Annotated in this window: 16 protein-coding genes; 10 read left to right on the top strand and 6 right to left on the bottom strand. The window is 62.2% G+C overall.

What is annotated here, in order from left to right; translation table 11 throughout:
- Positions 1-54: 54 nt before the first annotated feature.
- On the bottom strand, positions 55-438 hold the full coding sequence (locus GGR23_RS21715) for a CD34/podocalyxin family protein (protein ID WP_183368432.1): 384 nt from the start codon (positions 436-438) through the stop codon (positions 55-57).
- Between the two features lie 292 nt (positions 439-730).
- On the opposite strand from GGR23_RS21715, the gene ku (GGR23_RS21710) reads away from it, so the two are divergent.
- The gene (gene ku / locus GGR23_RS21710) at positions 731-1,546 is read left to right on the top strand and encodes a non-homologous end joining protein Ku (RefSeq protein ID WP_183368431.1); all 816 of its coding nucleotides are present in this window, start codon (positions 731-733) and stop codon (positions 1,544-1,546) included.
- A 13-nt stretch (positions 1,547-1,559) separates the two neighbouring features.
- Here the strand turns inward: ku (GGR23_RS21710) and ligD are convergent, their stop codons facing one another.
- Both ligD and ku (GGR23_RS21700) read right to left on the bottom strand, forming a co-directional pair.
- Positions 1,560-4,109, bottom strand: a complete 2,550-nt coding sequence (gene ligD, locus GGR23_RS21705; protein ID WP_183368430.1) for a DNA ligase D — start codon at positions 4,107-4,109, stop codon at positions 1,560-1,562.
- Between the two features lie 3 nt (positions 4,110-4,112).
- Positions 4,113-4,970 carry a non-homologous end joining protein Ku gene (gene ku / locus GGR23_RS21700; RefSeq protein WP_183368429.1) on the bottom strand — a complete coding sequence of 286 codons (858 nt, stop codon included), beginning with the start codon at positions 4,968-4,970 and terminating at the stop codon, positions 4,113-4,115.
- Between the two features lie 215 nt (positions 4,971-5,185).
- Between ku (GGR23_RS21700) and GGR23_RS21695 the strand changes: the two genes are divergently transcribed.
- The 7 genes from GGR23_RS21695 to GGR23_RS21665 all read left to right on the top strand — a co-directional run bounded on the left by GGR23_RS21695 (position 5,186) and on the right by GGR23_RS21665 (position 15,367).
- On the top strand, positions 5,186-6,331 hold the full coding sequence (locus tag GGR23_RS21695; protein ID WP_183368428.1) for a FecR domain-containing protein: 1,146 nt from the start codon (positions 5,186-5,188) through the stop codon (positions 6,329-6,331).
- 18 nt (positions 6,332-6,349) lie between these two features.
- A complete protein-coding gene (locus GGR23_RS21690; protein ID WP_183368427.1) occupies positions 6,350-9,136 on the top strand; it encodes an EAL domain-containing protein in 2,787 nt (928 codons plus the stop codon).
- A gap of 81 nt (positions 9,137-9,217) precedes the next feature.
- A complete protein-coding gene (locus tag GGR23_RS21685; RefSeq protein ID WP_246365996.1) occupies positions 9,218-9,757 on the top strand; it encodes a DUF924 family protein in 540 nt (179 codons plus the stop codon).
- Between the two features lie 103 nt (positions 9,758-9,860).
- Positions 9,861-12,455, top strand: coding sequence for a mechanosensitive ion channel family protein (locus GGR23_RS21680; RefSeq protein WP_183368425.1), 2,595 nt, complete (start codon positions 9,861-9,863; stop codon positions 12,453-12,455).
- Positions 12,456-12,568: 113 nt separating this feature from the next.
- Positions 12,569-12,832 (top strand): hypothetical protein, encoded by a 264-nt coding sequence (locus tag GGR23_RS21675; protein ID WP_183368424.1) that lies wholly within the window; start codon positions 12,569-12,571, stop codon positions 12,830-12,832.
- Positions 12,833-12,972: 140 nt separating this feature from the next.
- Entirely contained in the window at positions 12,973-13,791 is an 819-nt protein-coding gene (locus GGR23_RS21670; protein WP_183368423.1) for a response regulator, read from the top strand.
- A gap of 250 nt (positions 13,792-14,041) precedes the next feature.
- Positions 14,042-15,367, top strand: coding sequence for a diguanylate cyclase (locus GGR23_RS21665; protein WP_183368422.1), 1,326 nt, complete (start codon positions 14,042-14,044; stop codon positions 15,365-15,367).
- 64 nt (positions 15,368-15,431) lie between these two features.
- Here GGR23_RS21665 and GGR23_RS21660 read toward each other — a convergent pair whose 3' ends face one another.
- The 3 genes from GGR23_RS21660 to GGR23_RS21650 form a co-directional block, all read right to left on the bottom strand.
- The gene (locus GGR23_RS21660) at positions 15,432-16,451 is read right to left on the bottom strand and encodes a GlxA family transcriptional regulator (protein WP_183368421.1); all 1,020 of its coding nucleotides are present in this window, start codon (positions 16,449-16,451) and stop codon (positions 15,432-15,434) included.
- A gap of 380 nt (positions 16,452-16,831) precedes the next feature.
- Positions 16,832-17,041 (bottom strand): hypothetical protein, encoded by a 210-nt coding sequence (locus GGR23_RS21655; RefSeq protein ID WP_183368420.1) that lies wholly within the window; start codon positions 17,039-17,041, stop codon positions 16,832-16,834.
- A gap of 474 nt (positions 17,042-17,515) precedes the next feature.
- Entirely contained in the window at positions 17,516-18,007 is a 492-nt protein-coding gene (locus GGR23_RS21650) for a helix-turn-helix domain-containing protein (RefSeq protein ID WP_183368419.1), read from the bottom strand.
- Positions 18,008-18,161: 154 nt separating this feature from the next.
- Between GGR23_RS21650 and GGR23_RS21645 the strand changes: the two genes are divergently transcribed.
- Together GGR23_RS21645 and GGR23_RS23090 are read left to right on the top strand one after the other, a co-directional pair.
- Positions 18,162-18,470, top strand: coding sequence for a hypothetical protein (locus GGR23_RS21645; RefSeq protein ID WP_183368418.1), 309 nt, complete (start codon positions 18,162-18,164; stop codon positions 18,468-18,470).
- The coding region (locus tag GGR23_RS23090) for a hypothetical protein (RefSeq protein WP_210297054.1) at positions 18,467-18,819 on the top strand (353 nt) is incomplete at its 3' end. The genes GGR23_RS21645 and GGR23_RS23090, both read left to right, overlap by 4 nt.

The following is an 18,819-nucleotide window of genomic DNA, read 5'->3' as shown; positions in this document are numbered from 1 at the left end:
CATGGACGCAAAAAAGGGACGGCAGGACCGTCCCTTTTCCATTGGCGAACCCGGTTACGGGCTGTTGGCCGGAGCCGGCGCGCTCCCTGTCGAGGAAGCCTGCGGGCTGCGGTTGACGTCCGGTGGCGGTGTCTGGTGGGTGTTCGTTGCGTTGGGGCTGTCGACCGTCGGCACTTCGGAGCCCGGCTGATCGGTGTTCTGGTCGGTCGTCACCTGCTTCGGCAACTGGTCGTCGGGCATGGTCTGGCCCCAGAATTCGACGGCGGCCCAGCCGATGAACGCGAGAGCAAGGCCGGCGATCAGTACGGTCAGCACCGGACGGCCAAGCCTTCCCTGACGTGCCTCGCGTGCCTGGAAGTCGCGGTCGTTCAGATCGGTGGGATCGTCGGGGTCGCGGTCCACCAGCGGGTCCGACGGGTTCTGGATATTGGTTCGCATCGGCATAACTCCTTTTTGAGGGTATCCGGAAACTCAACGAAGGGAGCGCCGATTGGTTCCGAACGGAGCGTGCGGCGCTCCGGGCGAAAAATCCTGCGATGGCTCCGGAACCCCTTCGCAGCCTGCGCGTTCTAGCTGCGAGCATGCTGGTTGGGATGTGAGGAGATGTTCCATTTCGTCGCGGCGTCGGCACCCGGCATGTTCGCCCCCAGCGACCCTAGAGACAACTGCGCCCCTTACCCCAAGGGGCGCTTTTTTTATGTTCTGCGCGTGTTGTGAAGGAGACCGCATCATGGCCCCGAGACCCTTCTGGAAAGGCTATCTGAAGCTGACGCTGGTGACCTGCCCTGTTGCCATGATGCCGGCGCTTACCGACGAGGAAAAGGTGCGCTTCACCACGGTCAACCGCAAGACCGGCAATCGCGTCATGAGCCGCTACGTGGACGCCGTAACGGGCAAGGTGGTCGAGGATGACGACCAGATCCGCGGCTATGAACATGCCGAAGGGAAATATGTGATGCTTGAGGAAGACGAGATCGATGCGGTGGCGCTGGACAGCACGCGCACCATCGATATCGACCTCTTTATCGGCGCCGACGAGATTCCGGCGCTTTTTCTCGACCGGCCGCATTATCTCTTTCCCGATGACGAGGTGGGCGAGGAGGCCTTTGCCGTGATCCGCGCCGCCATGGAGGAGACCGGTACCGTGGGCATTGCCCGGCTGGTTCTGTATCGGCGCGAGCGCGCCGTCATGATCGAACCGCGCGGCCGCGGCATGGTCGTCTGGACCCTGCGCTACGGCGACGAGGTGCGACCGCCCGAGGAGTATTTCGGCGAACTGGAAAAGGAGAAGGCCGGCACAAAGGCACGCACTGCCGTCGTCCGGCTTCTCTCGCAGGAGAAGCAGGGGTGGGAGCCCGGGGAGATCGACGATCCCGTCAACGAGCGGCTTCGGGAGATCATTGCCGAGCACAAGAAGGCACGGAAGAAGACGGCCAGCAAGAAATCCGCGCCCCGGCGTGCCGAGCCCGAGAAGGGCAATGTGGTCAACATCATGGACGCGCTCAGGCAGAGCCTCGACAAGGATCGCAAGGCCGGTCGGAAATAGGGAAAGCCTCAACTCAGGGCAGGGGGCGGGCCTTTTCCCAGAAATCCTTCCAGGGATCCTCCGAAAGAGCGTCCATCCGCGCAACGGCATTCATGAGCGTGAAGTGCTGAGGCCCGACTGCCGGGCTCAGCTCCTCCCAGAAGACCGGCATGGAGACGGGGGCACCGGGTCTCGCCCTGGGCGAGTAGGGGGCCACTGCCGTCATGCCGCGCTGATTGCGCAGATAATCCACGAATATCTTGCCGACACGCTTTGCCTTGGTGATGGTGGAGACATAGCGGTCGGGCTGCTCGTCGGCCATGCGGTCCGCAACGGACTTCGTATAGGCCTTCACTGCGTCCCAGTCGGCCTTTGGTTTCAGCGGAGCCACGACGTGCAACCCCTTGCCGCCGGAAGTCTTGACATAGGCGGCGAGCCCCGCCTCCTCCAGAAGGCGGCGTGCGAAAGTCGCCCCTTCGATCACCTCCGTCCAGGCCACGCCTTCGCCGGGATCAAGGTCGAGGATGAGCATGTCCGGCCTTTCGACGGCCTTCAGCGTCGAGCCCCAGGGGTGGATCTCCAGGGCCGCCGACTGCGCAAGCGCCACGATGCCCTTGACGTCGCGGATCGAAAGCAGCGGCTCCTCGTCCGGTTCGCCGGGGTCCTTCACAGACTGGATCGCGGCGTTCATCCCGCGCCACTTGTGTTTCTGGAAGAAGCGTTCGCCGTTGATGCCTTCCGGGCAGCGGAGGAGGGCGAGCGCCCGGCCTGTCACGAAGGGGGCGAGATAGTCCCACATTTCCGCATAATACTCGGCCAGACCAAGCTTGGTGACGCCCTCTTCCGGCCAGTAGATGCGGTCCGGATGGGTCAGCCCCTTGAAGAGGGCGGCGGGCTTTTCCTGCTCCCCGGTGGGCATGGCTTTTTCTCCCGATGCCGGCTTTGCTTCCCGGCGGATGGCGCTGGCGTCCTTGTCTTCCCGCAAGCCGCGGAAGGAGGCGTGGCGCAGATGCCCGTCCCCCGTCCAGGCTCGAAACTCGATCTCCGCAACCTTCTCGGGCTTGAGGAAGCGCACGCCCTTCGCCTCGGCCGACGTCAGCCTGGCCGCAAAGGGCGAACGGTCGGTCCGGAGCGGCTGGAGCTGCCGGAACAGGCTTTCCGCCACGGCGCGGCTGAAGCCCGTCCCCACCTTGCCCACGTGCACCAGATTGTCACCCTCGAAGACCCCGAGCACAAGAGCCCCGATGGCGCGGTTGGAGACGGAGGAGGGGACGTAGCCGCCGATGACGAATTCCTGACGGGCCGAACACTTCGCCTTCAGCCAGCTTCGCGAGCGGCCCGACCGGTAGGGGAGGTCTGCCCGCTTCGACACGATGCCCTCGAGCCCGAGCCGGCACGCATGGGCAAGCACATCCGCTCCGGTATCGGCGAAATGGCCGCTGAAGCGAAGAGTGACATCTGAGGGCGGTATCAGCCTCTCCAGCACGCTCTTGCGCTCCGCAAGCGGCAGCTCCCGAAGATCATGACCGTCCAGATGGAGGATATCGAAGGCATAGAAGCGGAAGCGATCGTGACGATCTTCCGAAAGATCGGCCTGCAAAGCGGAGAAATCGGAGATGCCTCCCTCCCGCTCCACGACGAGTTCGCCGTCCAGAAGCAGGCTTTTCGCCGGAAGATCGGCGATGGCCGCTGCGACGCCCGGGCCGAAACGTTCGGTCCAGTCGAGCCCGGTTCGCGTGAGGAAGGTCACCTTGCCTTTCTCCAGGCGCGCGAGCAGCCGGTAGCCGTCGAACTTGATCTCGTGGATGTAGTCGTCGCCTTCGGGTGGCTTCTCCACGAGTGTGGCGAGCTGCGGTTCGACGAAATCCGGCAGGGGCGCTGCGGCGGCCTCTTCCGGAAGCGCCAGCGGCGCTGCGGGCATGGCCTTCGCCTTCTCCCGGGAAGGCTTCTTGCCGGTGCCCTTCCCATCCTTCGCCTTGATCGCACCGCCTGCCTTCGACGACCAGCCGGGCTTCTCTCCGGCGATCTCGCCGAGCTCGCGGCCCGTCTTCACCGACAGGGGCGCCTCCTTCAGATAGGCGCCGTCGTCGCCCGGACGGGCAAACTCGTCATCCCCCTTGATCAGCAGCCAGTTTTCGCGTTTTTCACGGCCCCGCCCGTGCATCCGCACCAGATGCCAGCGTCCCTTCAGCTTTTCGCCGTCGAGCGTGAACTCCATGTGGCCCTTGGCATAGCCGCGGTGCGGATCGCCGTCCGGTGTCCAGGTGCCCCGGTCCCAGAGGAGCACCGTTCCGCCTCCATATTCTCCCTTCGGGATGGTGCCCTCGAAGTCTCCGTAGTCCAGCGGATGATCTTCCACATGCACCGCAAGCCGCTTGTCCTCGGGATCGAGGCTCGGGCCGCGCGTGACGGCCCAGCTCTTGAGAACGCCGTCCATTTCGAGGCGGAAATCATAATGCAGCCGCGTGGCATCGTGCTTCTGGATGCAGAAGCTGTTGCCGGCGGACTTTCCCTTCCGGCCGCGCGGCTCCCGCGTCGAGCGAAAGTTGCGTTTCGCATGATAGGTTTCGAGTGATCCTGCCATGGCTCAACCTGCCTTTCGCTTGCGCGGCGCCTGTTTTGCCGGTTTGCGGCCGCCTGCCTTGCCGGCCGGCTTCCTGCCGTCGGACCCGGCAAGATCCGCGCTCTCGCGCAGCGCCTGCATGAGGTCGATCACCTTGCCCCGCTCGGGCTCCGGCGGCTTGCGGATCTTGCGGCCGGCCAGCTTCGCCTTGACCACCTCGACGAGGGCTGCCTCGTAACGATCGTCGAAGGCTTCGGGATCGAACGCGCCGGCACGGGTTTGGATGATGTGGGTCGCAAGCTCCAGCATCTCGCCTTTCACGGATATTTCGGGAATCTGGTCAAAGACTTCGTCGGAAGAGCGCACCTCCTGCCTGAAGTGCAGCGTGGCGGCCACGAGGCCTCCGCTCTCGGCGCGGATGATCAGATGGCGCACCCTGCGGAACAGAACCGCGCTGGCAATGATCGCGCGGTTTTTGGCGGCCAGCGCATCCCGCAGGCGGACGTAATCCTCCCTGTCCTCCTCCCGTGCCGGAAGGAGGAAATAGGGCCGGTCCAGAAACAGGCGGTCGAAATCCTCGCGGTCGATCACCGCTTCCACATGCAGCCGGTGATCGTTCCTGGGCACGGCACCGGATATCTCCTCGGGATCGATGACCAGATAATCGTCGTCCGCGACCTCGTAGCCCTTCATCTCGTCCGCATCGTCGACCGCCTTGCCGCTTTCGCTGTCGACAAACTCGCGGTGCAGGCGGTTGCCTGTGCGGCGGTTCAGCATGTGGAAGACGATGCGCTCCGAGGTTGAAGCCGCAGCGTGAAGGGTCAGCATCAGCGACAGGTCCCCGATGGAAATCTCGCCTTTCCAGCTTGCGCGCGCCGTCATCCTGCTCCCCCGCCATCCGTGGATCGTCAGCGAAACCAACGCGAGGCAGTGCCATCCGGTTCCGGAATGGCTCGTTTCGCTTGTGCGCAATTTCGCAACCAATCATTAACAGTGATGCAATTTAGCGCTGCATTTCCCGCGATATCTCGCAGGGTTTAAGAAGCGATTCAGCAATATGATTTTAGCTCATAATCAAATCTGTACATGGATGCGTCATGAAGAAGTTCCTCCTCGTTCCCGCACTCGCACTTCTTTCCCTTGCTCAGCCCGTGGCCGCTCTGGCCGCCGACTGGGTGGTTGCCAAGGTCAGCCAGCCTTCGAGCTACACGGAAGACCGGAAGACGTGGTTTCCCCTGAAGCCCGGGATGACGGTGAAGAACCAGAGCTGGATCAGCACGGGCCCGCGCGGCCGGGTGGTCCTGCAGCGGGCCAAGGATCGGGTGACCTTCCAGCCCAACACGCTTGCAGGCGTCTACGAGCGCCCCGGCTTTGCCGTTCACACGGATTTCGCGCAGCAGGCGGGGACGATCCGTCTGGAGATCGATCCCAAGGTCAAGCCGCATCTGGCCGTACAGACGCCCTATCTTGCCGCCGTCGTCAAAGGCACCGTCTTCAGCGTGACCGTCTCCGGGAAGGGGGCCACCGTCGGCGTGGACCGAGGACGTGTGGAGGTGACCGATGCACTTTCCGGGGAGCGCACGGGCGTGCGGGCCGGCCAGAAGGCGGCTGTCGACAACAATCCCCGGACCGCCATGGCGGTCACCGGCACCAACAAGCATTTCGAGCCCATCGTGAAGGTCTCGCCCTTCTCGCCCATGGTTCCCGCTCCGCAGGCAGCCGTTCCCTCAAAGACGGCAAAAAGCACGGCGGCCGCGGCAACCGGTGCTCCCGGCACCGATGAAGCCTCCGGAACCGCATCCCCCGATAACGAGACCAAATCCTCCAAGGGCACGGACACCGGGTCGTCGGGGTCGTCTTCCGGCACGTCGGGCAAGGGAACCGGTGGCGGCTCCGCATCCGGGGGCAGTCCGGCAGGTGGTTCGGCTTCGGGTGGCGGTGCCTCGTCGTCGGGATCCGACGCGGGCAAGTCCGGCAGCACGGGCAGCGGCGCACCCGGCGGGACTTCCGGCTCCGGTTCCAGTGGCGGAAAGGGCAGCTCGGGCGCCGACGGCAGCGGCAGGGACAGTGCCGGGAGCGGCTCCGAGGGCAAGGATCGTTCCGACAGGGAAAGCGAGGGAAAAGGTAACGCTTCCGACAGCAATTCAGGTCATGATAATGCCGGTGGGAGGGATACCGGCGATGGGAAAAGTGAGAGCAAGGGCAAGGGCGAAGGCGGCAACAGGTACAAGGGCAAGAACTGACACGGGCAGGCAGCTCCCGTGAAGCTCCGGTTTGCCGGCTCGCCGCGCCGTACCTTCATCCTCATGGCCAGCCTGGCGGCCTTTCTGCTCGCTGGCTATCTCTTCCATGGCATGAACTATGTCCGCTCCGTCGATGCCTTTCTGACGGAGAACCGCATGGCGTTCTCGCCCCGGCGGGCTTCGGGCGGGATCGCCTTTCTGGCCATCGACAAGAAGAGCCTCGATACCATCGGCGTATGGCCCTGGCCGCGCTCCATCCACGGGCAGATCGTCGATGAACTGATGAAGTCCGGTGTTCGGGACATTGCCTTCGACATCGATTTCTCCGCCCGCTCCGATCCCGCGCAGGACGAGGCCTTCGCCGCGGCGCTGAAGAGGGCGGGCGGCGCAGTCATCCTTCCGGCCTTCCTGCAAAGCAGCGCCGCCGAGCGAAGCCGCCAGCAGCTTTCCCTGACCTCTCCCATTCCCGAGCTCGCCGACAATGCGTGGCTGGGCGCCGTCAACGTCATTCCCGGCATGGATGGGGTCGTCCGGGACATGCCCTATGCCGTGCCGGCACCGGATGGCCCGCTCGCCTCCATCCCGACGCTGCTTGCGGGCAACGAAGGGAACAGGCTCGAGCACTTCCCCATCGACTTCTCCATCAATCCCGCGACCGTTCCGGTCTATTCGGTCTCGACACTACTTGCCGGAAAGCTGAGCAAGGGTGCTCTCGACGGAAAATCGGTGCTGGTGGGTGCCCACGCGGTGGAGCTGAAGGACTATTTCACGGTTCCCGTTCACGGGAACATCCCGGGGCCTATGGTGCAGATCCTGGCCGCCGAGACGCTCCTGCAGAACCGGGTGGCGGTGCCTGCCAATCCGTGGCTTGCGGGGCTTGCCCTGTCCGTTGCGCTCGCCGGGTTCTTCTTTTTCAAGCCGCGCCGCCTGACCGGGCAATTCCTGTTCCTGGCGGCCACCGGTCTCGTCTTCGAAGGCGTCGCCTTCTACCTGTACCGGGATCATGCCATTGCTCTGCACACCGCGCTCATTCATCTTGCGCTGGTCGGGATCGCCTTCTCCCGCACCGTCATAGAGCTCGATATCCGGGGCTGGCTTCTGAAGATGGCGGCGATCGAGACCCGCAACACCCGGCAGATCCTCGAGCAGGTGATCAACGACAATTCGGATGCCATTCTGGTGGCGGACGAAGACGGCCTCCTCATCGAAATCAGCGAGCGGGTTTACAGCGTGTTCAGGCCGGGCCGCCAGGTGGGCCTGGGGGCTCCCATGGCGCAGGTTCTGCCCGAAAGGCTGCAAGCGGAGGCACAATCCATATTCGAGCGCGTGCGGTCCGGGGAGGTCGTGATGCCTGCCGTGCGCGAAATCGTGCTGCCGGGGGACGGCGGCAGCCGTTGCATCGAGTACTCGATTACCCCTTCAAGGCTCGAGCGGCCCGAGGGCGTGGCTTTCGTCATCTGTGTCGCTGCCCGCGACATCACCGAGCGACGGCGCCAGCAGGAGGCCCTCGACCGGTTGTCCCGGTTCGATCAGCTGACCGGCGCGCTGCGTGAAACGGAGTTTGTCACGCGCCTCGACAAGCTGCTTGCGGAGCAGCCGGCAGAAAGCGCTTCGGCGCCCGTCATCACGGTCTATTCGCTCAACCTGCACCGCTTCAAGACCATCAACACGACCCTCGGCCGCGATGTGGGCGACAGTCTGCTGACGCTGGTCGCGCGGACACTCGAAACCTACGATCCCGGTGTCCTTCTGGTGGGGAGAACGGGCGGCGATTCCTTCTGCCTCGCGCGCCGCGGCTCCCGCGACTTCGACGATCCCGCGAAGTTCGCCGAAAGCCTGATCCGCACTCTCGGAATTCCCTTCCTGATCGGGGAGCATCGCGCCAAGATCGGCGTTCACATCGGCTTTGCGCTGTGGGAGCCCACAAGCGGGACCGATGCCGCAACGCTTCTCGACAATGCGGAGTTCGCGCTGGACGAGGCCCGCGCCATCAACGGCTCGGGCTGGACACGCTTCGATCCGGCCGCCTCGGACAGGATCACCCGCTGGCGGGAAATGGAGCGAGAGCTCTGGCGGGCGCTCGAGCGCAACGAAATCTCGGTCACGTACCAGCCGCAGGTGGCGCTGAAGGACCGGAGGCTGATCGGCGTCGAGGCGCTCGTGCGCTGGAACCACCCGCAGCTCGGGCAGATCTCGCCGGGCGATTTCGTCCAGATCGCCGAAGCCAACGGCTTCGTGGAGAAGCTCGGCCAGTGGGTGCTGTGGCGGGCTTGCGACGACGCGATGTCCTGGGCGGAACCGATTACCGTGGCGGTAAACGTCTCGCCGCTGCAGTTCACCCGCGGCGACGTCGTCAGCGATGTCGCGCAGGCGCTTGCCCAATCCAACCTGCCGCCGGACAGGCTTCAGCTCGAGATCACGGAGTCCACGTTCCTCGATCAGTCCGGAGATCTGGTGCGCAAGCTCAACGACCTCAAGGCGCTGGGGGTCACCCTGGCGCTGGACGATTTCGGCACCGGTTACTCTTCGTTCGGCTACCTCGCCAAGTTCCCCCTCGACAAGCTGAAGCTCGACCAGATGTTCGTCAGGAACCTCACGGACAGCGCCTCCAGCCAGGCCATCATCCGCTCCGTGCGTTCCCTTTGCGAGGGCTTGTCGATCACCATGATCTGCGAGGGGGTGGAGACGGAGGCGCAGCGCGCCTTCCTGGCCGAGATCGGCTGCGAGCAGGGGCAGGGCTATCTCTTCGGTCGGCCGCAGGACAATGACGCGATCCGTGACATGATCGGTTCCGGCCGGCTCTGATCCCGGAGCGGAATGCGGGCGTGCAATCCGCAGCGAGACGCCCTAGATAGGGGGAGCATCACCATCGGAGGCGAAACGATCATGAGACCGGAAGATGTGCTGGATTACTGGTTCGGAAGGCTGAGCTTCGAGCAATGGTTCCGCTCCACGCCGGACATGGACATGGAGATCGCCGCCCGGTTTCGCGACCTTCACCTTTCGCTGGCCCGACGCTGTGACGGACGGTGGAGGGAGGAGGCCGCGGCGATGCTCGCGGCGGTCATCGTTTTTGACCAGTTTCCCCGCAACATCTACCGCGGCACGCCGCTGGCCTTTGCCACGGATTGCCTCGCCCTGGCGCTGGCGGAGGAAGCGGTCGAACGGCAGCTGGACCATGCGGTCCCGCGGGAGCATCGGGCATTTTTCTATCTGCCTTTCGAGCACAGCGAGGATCTCCGCAACCAGGATCGTTCGGTGTCTCTCTTCGAAGCGCTCGGCGATCCTGTCTATCTCGATTATGCCGAGCGGCATCGGGACGTCATCCGCCGTTTCGGGCGGTTTCCCCATCGCAACCCCATCCTGATGCGGACCTCCACCGAGGAGGAAAAGGCCTATCTTGCGACGCCCGGTGCAGGTTTTTAGCCGCCGGCGAGACGCCCTGCCTTCCTAATGCCGTTCTTTATGTTAGAGCAGGAACCCTGATGGGAACCGGCGCCGGCGCGCGCCGGCACAAGGGTTCTGAGACATGCGCATTCCTCGCTTCGTTCCGGCGGTACTTTTCCGCCTGCTCCTCGTGTCCTGGCTGGCGGCCGGCCTGCTGCCGTCAAAGGCAACGCTGGCGCAGGAGGCGCAGCCCGCCCCCGCGACCGCCGCCGCGCCGGCACCCGATGCCGCCGATCCGCTCGCAACCCTGAACCAGACCATCGACAAGGCAAGGCGGCAGCTGAACTCCTTTGCCGATCTCGCGGGCAAGGCTGCAACCGATGACGGCCGGCTCGTCGATCTCAAGGCCAAGGTCGACGATCTCGGACGGACCGTCCTGAAGAGCACGGTCAGCCTGCGGCCGCGGCTCGAGGAGATCTCGCAGCGGCTCACCGAACTCGGCGATCCGCCGAAGGAGGGGCAGCCTCCGGAAGCCAGGGAGGTGACCGAAGAGCGCAACCGCCTGACGGATGAGCGCGGCCGGATCAACGCCATCACGGGCGATGCGGAAAACCTCTCCGTCGATGCCTCGGCGCTCGCCAACCGAATCACGGAAATGCGCCGCAAGCTGTTCACCGACACGCTCACGCGCCGATCCGTCTTCACCCCCGACATGCTCGATGAAGCCAGTGCCGCCCTCTTCGACGAGATCGACAATCTCAGCCGCGCGACAACCAGCTGGATCAATTTCGTCTGGCGGGTGAAGCAGCTCCAGCTCTTCTTCGCGGTGGCGCTGTCGCTGGTTGCGGCGCTGGTTCTGCTCTCGGGCGGATATCGCATGGTCGGCTTCATGATCCGGCGGCAACCGACGGAGCCGGATCCGCCCTATATCAGCCGCCTCTCGGTTGCCTTCTGGTCAACCCTGCTTTCGGCCCTGGTGCTCGGCTCTTTCCTGGGCGCCTGCTATTTCTTCCTCGACACCTTCAACGTGCTGCGGCCGGACATAGCGCCCATCCTTTCGGCGGCACTCAGCGTCATCGGCCTCGTCTATTTCGTCTGGCGGCTCAGCCATGCCGTCTTCTCGCCCTTTGCGCCCAACTGGCGGCTGGTGCGGGTATCGAACAGCGGTGCGCGCGGGCTGGTTGCCGCCATCGTCGCCATGACCGTCGTCAACGGGTTCGATTACCTCCTGAGCGCCATCAGCGTCGCGCTGGGTTCGCCGGTGGTGCTCACGGTGGCCAAAAGCCTGATCGCCTCGGTCGTCATCGGTTTTATTCTTGTTGCGATGACCTTCTCCCGCCCGCTGCTGGCCGACGACGGCGATCCCGACGCGCCCGGCAAGCCGTGGCCGCGGCTTGCGGCGGGTCTGCTCCGCTTTGCCGGCTGCGGGCTGATTCTCGCGGCCCTTGTCGGCTATGTGGGGCTGGCGCGGTTCGTCTCCACCCAGATCACTCTCACCGGGGCGGTGCTGGTGACGATGTATATCGGCATTCTCTCGGGCAAGGCCGTCTCGCGCCAGAACAGCTTCGGCGGCACGCTCGTCGGCCAGTATTTCCGCCGCCGCTTCAAGCTCGATCCCATCGGTCTCGACCAGCTTGGCCTTGCCGCCGGCTTCGGCATCTATCTTCTGGCGCTCCTGACGGGCATTCCGCTCATTCTGCTGTCCTGGGGCTTTCAGGTGCGCGACCTGCAGCTCTGGGCCTATCGTCTCTTCACCGAAATCACCATCGGCAATATCTCCATTTCCCTGGTCGGCATCCTCAGCGGCGTCCTGCTGTTCGTGGCAGGCCTTTTCGGTACCCGCTGGTTCCAGCGCTGGCTCGACGGCAGCATCATGGCGCGCAGCCATGTGGATGCCGGCGTGCGCAATTCGGTCAAGACGGGGGTCGGCTATCTGGGGGTGGCCCTGGCGGGCCTTATCGGCATCTCGGCCGCGGGCATCGATCTCTCCAGCCTGGCGCTCGTCGCAGGTGCTCTGTCCCTCGGCATCGGTTTCGGCCTGCAGAACATCGTGTCCAATTTCGTCTCCGGTCTGATCCTTCTGGTGGAGCGGCCCTTCAAGGTGGGCGACTGGGTGGTTACGGGCACCACCGAAGGCTTCGTGCGGCGCATCTCGGTGCGCGCGACCGAGATCGAGACGTTCCAGCACCAGTCGATCATCGTGCCGAACTCGGAGCTGATCAACGCCTCCGTGGGCAACTGGACCCACCGCAACCGGCTGGGCCGCGTGGAAATCCCGGTTTCGGTATCCTACGACAGCGAGCCGCACGAAGTGATGCAGATCCTGCTCGATCTCGCCAACAGCCACCCCTTGGTGCTGCACAATCCGGAGCCTTCGGTGGCCTTCATGGCGTTCGGGCCTTTCTCGCTCGATTTCGAGCTGCGTCTCTATCTCGCCGATCTCTTCAATGGCACGCAGGTGCGCAATGACATCCGCATCGGGATTCTCGAGAAGTTCAAGGAGAAGGGTATCGTCATCCCCATGCCGCAGCGCAATCTCAACGTCACGCTCGAGGGTGAGGGCGGTCTGATCGAGAAGGTTCTCGCCGCCGAGGCCAAGGGCGGCGAAGAAGTCCACGGGCGCGACAGGATCGCCGGACGTGGACGGGCTGCGGCTGCAAAGGCCGATGCCGATGGCGATGCAGGGCATGAAAACCCCTCGCCTGAGGGCGCAGACCGTGACCGCAATAAGGCATGAACGCGGTATTCATGGGGCATTCACCGCGCTATGCTACATCTTGCACAGGGTAGGGCTTCCTGTCGAAGCCACCTGCAAGAGGGGGCGGCGCCGGTCTGGCGCCGGTAGCGCTGATGATGAGGACTGCAAGCATCCTTTCGGCAATCGTCCTGACGGCTGGTGCCGCCGAAGCGGCAACGCTCGTCAATATTGGATCCGATACCGTCGTCGTTCAGGTTTCCGAGGCAGCGGGGCGGATGGATCTCTCCCTCGATCCCGGTGCAAGCGAGACGGTGTGCCCCGACGGTTGTTTCCTGACGCTTCCCAATGGTGATCGCGTGGGGCTGGCGGGCAGCGAAACCGTGGAGATCGAAAACGGTTCTGCCCACGTCAAGTAGCCCGTTTCTCGCCCTGCTTCCTTCTGGGTTGCGGGGCGCATTCCCATTTTTCCTAGTGGCGCATAAGCATTAACATTTAAGAAAATTGTTCTCAGTAACGTTCGTCGAAGAGAACAAATGCGCGCTGACAAGGAAAAACAATGGGATTTCTGGGCATATCGGGAATGCAATATTCCGGCGAGACGTTGAGCAATGCCCGGATCCTGCTTGCGGAGGATTCGAACGTCTTCACCTCGATGATCAGCAAGCGCCTCAAGGAACTTTTCGATATCGACGTGCTCGTGTGCCGCAATTTCGAGGAGTTGCAGCTGGTCTACGACAAGTCGGAAGAACCGATTTCGCTCGCCATCTCGAACATCAACCTGCCTGGGGCAGAAAATGGCGAGGCGCTGGACTATCTCATCGATCTCAGCGTGCCGACCATCGTCTTCACCGGTACCTTCCAGGAAAGCACGCGCGAGCAGATCCTCGCCAAGGACATCGTGGACTACGTGCTGAAGGACAATATCTTCGCGGTGGAGATGCTTGCGGAGTCGGTCTGCCGCTTCCTGACGAACCATCGCCATCACGTGCTGATCGTTGACGACAGCGCCACGGCCAGGGCTCTGCTGTCCAGCCGCCTGAAACGATACAACTTCCGTGTCAGTCTGGCCGAAAATGGCACAAAGGCGCTGGAGATCCTCAAGGCGAACCCTGACATCGGCCTCATGGTGACCGATTACAACATGCCCGATATCGACGGCTTCGAGCTGACCCGGCGCATCCGCGCCAACACCGGCTCGCATCAGCTCCGGATCATCGGTGTTTCCTCGTCATCCAACCGTCTCCTCTCGGCACGGTTCCTGAAGGCAGGCGGCAACGATTTCATGCTGCGGCCTTTCATCGATGAAGAGTTCTATTGCCGCGTTAACCAGAATCTCGACACCCTGGTCCAGATCCGGAACGCCAGAAAGGCCTGAAAGGGCCTTTCTGCAACCGATACGCGCGGTTCAGATATTGCATCCGAGTAAGGTAAATTATGTCATTTTTAATGGATTACAATTTACTTTTATCACGGCTTTTCGATCCTTGATTAATCAGTCTGCGCTAGATTGGGATCATCACGGCATGGAGACGGACAGGCAGCCGTCCTTCACGTGACACCGGCGCATAGGGATAAGAGGCCCGTGTGATGCCGGTTGAAGATGTGAGGGGATAACGGATCAGACAATGACCGACGGCAATCCGATAACCGCTGCAAAGCCGACCCTGCTCCTGGTGGAAGATTCCCGGCTGTTCACCTCGGTGCTGACGTTCCGCTTCCAGAACGAGCTCGGCCTTTGCGTTCAGCATTGCGGATCGCTCGCGGCGGTCCAGCAGGCCTTGCAGCAGGCGGATACGCGGTACACGCTGGCGATGGTGGATCTCAATCTGCCGGGCTCGCCGCGGGGGGAGGTGCTCAACCTCACGCTCGAGAACGAAATTCCGACGATCGTCTTCACTGCGACCTTCAGCCCGGAAACCCGTGCCGAGATCATGCAGCGTCACGTCGTCGACTATGTGATGAAAGATAACGATCTTGCGCTGGAGAAGGCCTTCTGCGCGGTCAGGCAGGCCATGGAGAACCGCAGGCGGCGGGTCCTTGTGGCAGACCGCAGCGAAGCGAACCTGGCAGAGGTCGGTCAGGCATTGCGGCGGATGCTCTTCGAGGTCGACGAGGCGCGAAGCGGCTGGGATGCCGTGGCGATGCTCGAAAAGGCCGCCTATCACCTCGTCGTTGCGGGCGAGCATCTGAGCGACATGAGCGGAGCGGAGTTCTGTCGTCGCGTCCGCAAGCAGCACAGCAACAACCAGCTCGGCTTCATCGGCCTCTACCCCCCGGAGGATGCCTTCAACGGGCTTCTGTTCCTGAGGGCGGGTGCCAGCGATGCGGTGCGCACGCCCATCGTGCCGGAGGAATTCCAGTGCCGCGTTGCCTATCACGTGGATATGCTGGGGCAGGTGCAGGCGCTTCGCGCCACGGCCGCATCCGACTACCTGACAGGGCTCTACAACCGTCGCTATTTCTATGCCGAGGGGCCGAAGCTCATCAGCCGCGGGCTGAAGATGGGGCGGCATCTTTCGATCGGCGTGCTCGACATCGACCATTTCAAGCGGCTCAACGATACCTACGGCCATGAGATCGGCGATCTCGTGCTGGTTGCCGTCGCCAACCGGCTGAAGAACGAGGTGGAAGGCAAGGGCCATCTGCTCTGCCGCCTGGGTGGCGAAGAGTTCGGCCTTCTGGTGGTCGATCTGGATGCGGCAGAGGCGACGGCCTATTTCGACGAGCTTCGCCGCCGCCTGGCGACGGTCAAGGTGGTTGCGGATGAGGAGGAGCTGTCGATTTCGGTGTCCATCGGAGTCGCCGAAGTGTCCGGTTTCGAGACCTTCGACAACTACATCAACGCGGCCGACCAGTTCCTCTACATGGCCAAGCATCGCGGCCGCAACCAGGTCTATTCCGACTATCTCATGGCCGAGGAAAGCGCCCGTGCCCGGCGCGCCGCCGGCTGATCCGCAAGCCGCTCAACAAAAAGCCGCCCTCGGGCGGCTTTTTTCATTTGTTCCGGTGAAGGGATCAGACGACGACCCCGGTCCGGTTGGTGTTCATGTTGATCTTCCGCTCGGCGCGCTCCTGCTGGGGCGAGCGGTTGTAAAGCTCGCGGTAGCACTTGGAGAAGTGGGATGCCGACACGAAGCCGCAGGCGACTGCCACTTCCACGACGGGCATCGACGACTGGACGAGCAGGTGCCGTGCGCGGTCCAGGCGGATCTCCAGATAGTAGCGGGCAGGGGAGCGGCCCATTTCCTGGCGGAAGAGGCGCTCGATCTGGCGACGCGAAAGTCCGGCATGGTCGGCGATCTCCAGCAGCGAGAGCGGCTCGGCCAGATTGCTTTCCATGAGTTCGATGATCGAGAGCACCTTGGAGTTCTGCACGCCGAGGCGTGCGCGCAGCGGCAGCCGCTGCCGGTCGTGGGCGCTGCGAACCCGGTCGGTCAGGGCCTGCTCGCAGACCCGGTTGACGAGGTTTTCGCCGAAATCCTGGCTGATGAGGTTCAGCATCATGTCCAGCGATGCGGTGCCGCCGGCGCAGGTGTAGATGTTGCTGTCGATCTCGTAGAGGTCGGCATAGACTTCCGCCTGGGGGAAGGTCTCGGCAAAGCCCGGCAGGTTCTCCCAGTGGATGGCGCAGCGCTTGCCATTGAGCAGGCCGGCCTGCGCGAGCACATGGGCGCCCGTGCAGAGGCTGCCCACGGCCACGCCGCGATTGTAGACCTCGCGCAGCCAGGCCGAGACGGACTTGTTGTGGAATTCCTCCACATAGATGCCCGAACAGACGATCGCCATGTTGGGGCGGCCTTCGCCCGAAAGGTGGCGCCGCTCGTCGGCCAGCGAGGTGTTCACCTCGATGCTGATGCCCGAGGAGGAGGCAACCTTCTGGCCATCCACGGATGCCAGACGCCACACATAGGCAGGATAGCCCAGCATGCGGTTTGCAATGCGCAGGGTCTCGATGGCAGCCGAGAAGGGCAGCATGGAGAAATGCGGCACGAGGAAGAAGACTATCGAACGCTTCTTGGTCTGGCCCTTGTTCATGACCGAAACTCCCGCGGAGAGATGTGGCGCTATCCGTTCCTGACGGCCGTGCTGGGGCCAGCGGCTGCCGCGTGACGGTGGCTTTCGAGCGCTGACGCATCGCGACCGTGTCGCGAGAATGCGGCATTGCTTAAAAACGACATCTACACTGAATGAGTTCGAGGCGGAAGGGGGGATCAAACGCGACATTCGCAAAATATTTGCGACATGAGACGTGAAATTCTTTGCAAGTGGGGTAAGACTACACTTTTGGGTAGGAGGTGAAACCCCCGTAATAGCAGTGATTTATACCGGAAATTACCTTTCCGGTTACGAAGCGGGCCGTTTCTGCTTGAAACGGCCCGCTCTCGGGTATTCCTGTCGCAAATGGGCGCATCGGTTCACCGGCGCGTGTCGGCGCCAGGCCAGCCGATATCCTTCAGAAGACCTTCCGGAAGGTTCTCGAGCTGGTGAAGCGAGCGCTGCTGACGCCAGGCCTTTGCGGCAGCGGATGCGGGCTTCAGAACCAGCGTCAGCAGGGCGAAAGAGGTATCGAGAAGGTATGCGGGTGCAGCCGCACGCCGCCTCGGGGCGGGCGATACATAGGTCATGGCGATGTCCTTTCTGGGCGGAACGTCTCGGAAGGGGCGTTCGACATCATCACTATGCGTGCGCTTTATGCATCAATCCAACGAATGTTTCTTATGGTATCCATCAAAAAATGTTGTCGCTTCCGATCACGGAAACTTGTCTCAGGGACAAGTCTCCTTTGTCAAAACTAAAAATTTGCGACTTCAAGCCAAGCCAAAGTCGACTTGGCACCAAAAAGCGCGACTTTAAGAATCGCGAAAACGGAGGAAGCCCCAGCGATTTCAGGTAGTTACGCATCGCATGTTCACTCCCTCTATCGAGGCCTGAAAGGTGCGGTCGTGCAGCCCCCTCTCAAATTTTTGAGACTTTAGCTAAACGGCTGCAAAAAGGCTGAGAACAGTGTCTGGTCAAATGTTGCGGCAAGCAAGCAGGATTTCGCCTGCACCGCTAACTCTGCTAGCTGCTAGGGCTGGCGGAGATGCAAAAGTATGTTCTCAGCCGATGTCGTGACGGATTTTTGTCGCGAGTCTTGCAATTGACCGCGTACCGTTTGGAGCGTCCGAGAGGAGAACCCCGAGCTTTTCCAGGGTCGACAGCATGGTAGACACGGACTTTACAGGTACGAGGATGTTCTGCCCGCTTTCTATGCGCGAAATGACGCTCTGCCCGATCCCTGAAAGCGCGGCGAATTCGCGTTGCGAAAGATTCGCCAAGTTCCGGCCCACCCTGATCTTGTCTCGGTGCGAAGGGTCAAACTCCTTTGGCGACGGCCAACTTAGGCCTGGACCCTGGCTATCGTCTGCTGCAAGAAATTCAATTCCCTCCCGCTCGTAGTATTTCTTCAACACCACGATATCGTACGGCAAACGGATATAGCTGCCCTCCTCAAGTCGTCTGAGAGTGCGGAAATTTATGCCGGATTCTCCCGCGACCTGCTCTTGGCTTTTGCTCAAGACGGAGCGGGCTGCCCTGAGACTGTCAGCCATTAAATCCATACACCGAGTTGAGCGGTAGGCTTAGCAATGTCAACATTGGGTAATTATGATCTATTAATTGCGTTATTTGATTTCGTAAATTGACATTTTGATGCGACTCGGTCGTTTGTAATTCCTGTTGCCAACACGAATCGGAGGGTGTCTCATGCCTAATCCCTGGCTTGGTACTGAACCTGAAATCCTTATTCCTCGCCTTGAGCGACTGACGCGCGACCTTGAAGACATTGCGCGTAAGAACCATCGCATGACCGGTAGTGCCGTGTTGCTTGAAGATTTTTTCCTATGCCAGAGGGCTGTGCCGTGTTTGGCGGGGCATATGTTCGGACATCCTGAAATCGATAACGGCAGCCCGGGCTTCACCAGTGAGCTTTTCTATCTCGATCATGAGCGGCGTGTCGCGAGAACGCTCAGCCGCTGGTATCGGCTCGGTGGCGCAAAGGAATTCAAGAAATGACTGATGCGGCCGCTGAAAATTATGATTTCTCGCCTCCAGCGCCAACACCACAAAGAAAACTGAAAATTGCGGCCAATAATTCGTCATGGACGGTGTGGTCGCATTCCACACAATCTCTGAACAGCAGCCAGGCCCTCAGAATGCTTGATGTTGGCGGCCCCCGCCACTTTATAGCGTATTGCTCCGTGGTGAGATTTCTGCGGCAGAATTTGCGCGTGTTGTCACAGCGCAGCTTTATTGTTCTCGCGACAGTTCCCCCATGTGTGGACGGCCCGTGGAATGCAAGACTCTGTATCGATGGGATCGGTCAGGTTCAGTCATGTGTCCGGCCTTTTATCGTGGCATTGTA

Source organism: Gellertiella hungarica (assembly GCF_014197145.1).
GTDB lineage: Bacteria > Pseudomonadota > Alphaproteobacteria > Rhizobiales > Rhizobiaceae > Gellertiella > Gellertiella hungarica.
This window is presented reverse-complemented; position numbering and strand designations above follow the sequence as displayed.

What these genes read in the sequence shown, in the direction of transcription:
- GGR23_RS21715 (WP_183368432.1), bottom strand. Translation starts at nt 438, where the DNA reads ATGCGAACCAATATCCAGAACCCGTCGGACCCGCTGGTGGACCGCGAC.
- ku (WP_183368431.1), top strand. Translation starts at nt 731, where the DNA reads ATGGCCCCGAGACCCTTCTGGAAAGGCTATCTGAAGCTGACGCTGGTG.
- ligD (WP_183368430.1), bottom strand. Translation starts at nt 4,109, where the DNA reads ATGGCAGGATCACTCGAAACCTATCATGCGAAACGCAACTTTCGCTCG.
- ku (WP_183368429.1), bottom strand. Translation starts at nt 4,970, where the DNA reads ATGACGGCGCGCGCAAGCTGGAAAGGCGAGATTTCCATCGGGGACCTG.
- GGR23_RS21695 (WP_183368428.1), top strand. Translation starts at nt 5,186, where the DNA reads ATGAAGAAGTTCCTCCTCGTTCCCGCACTCGCACTTCTTTCCCTTGCT.
- GGR23_RS21685 (WP_246365996.1), top strand. Translation starts at nt 9,218, where the DNA reads ATGAGACCGGAAGATGTGCTGGATTACTGGTTCGGAAGGCTGAGCTTC.
- GGR23_RS21680 (WP_183368425.1), top strand. Translation starts at nt 9,861, where the DNA reads ATGCGCATTCCTCGCTTCGTTCCGGCGGTACTTTTCCGCCTGCTCCTC.
- GGR23_RS21675 (WP_183368424.1), top strand. Translation starts at nt 12,569, where the DNA reads ATGATGAGGACTGCAAGCATCCTTTCGGCAATCGTCCTGACGGCTGGT.
- GGR23_RS21670 (WP_183368423.1), top strand. Translation starts at nt 12,973, where the DNA reads ATGGGATTTCTGGGCATATCGGGAATGCAATATTCCGGCGAGACGTTG.
- GGR23_RS21665 (WP_183368422.1), top strand. Translation starts at nt 14,042, where the DNA reads ATGACCGACGGCAATCCGATAACCGCTGCAAAGCCGACCCTGCTCCTG.
- GGR23_RS21660 (WP_183368421.1), bottom strand. Translation starts at nt 16,451, where the DNA reads ATGAACAAGGGCCAGACCAAGAAGCGTTCGATAGTCTTCTTCCTCGTG.
- GGR23_RS21655 (WP_183368420.1), bottom strand. Translation starts at nt 17,041, where the DNA reads ATGACCTATGTATCGCCCGCCCCGAGGCGGCGTGCGGCTGCACCCGCA.
- GGR23_RS21650 (WP_183368419.1), bottom strand. Translation starts at nt 18,007, where the DNA reads ATGGCTGACAGTCTCAGGGCAGCCCGCTCCGTCTTGAGCAAAAGCCAA.
- GGR23_RS21645 (WP_183368418.1), top strand. Translation starts at nt 18,162, where the DNA reads ATGCCTAATCCCTGGCTTGGTACTGAACCTGAAATCCTTATTCCTCGC.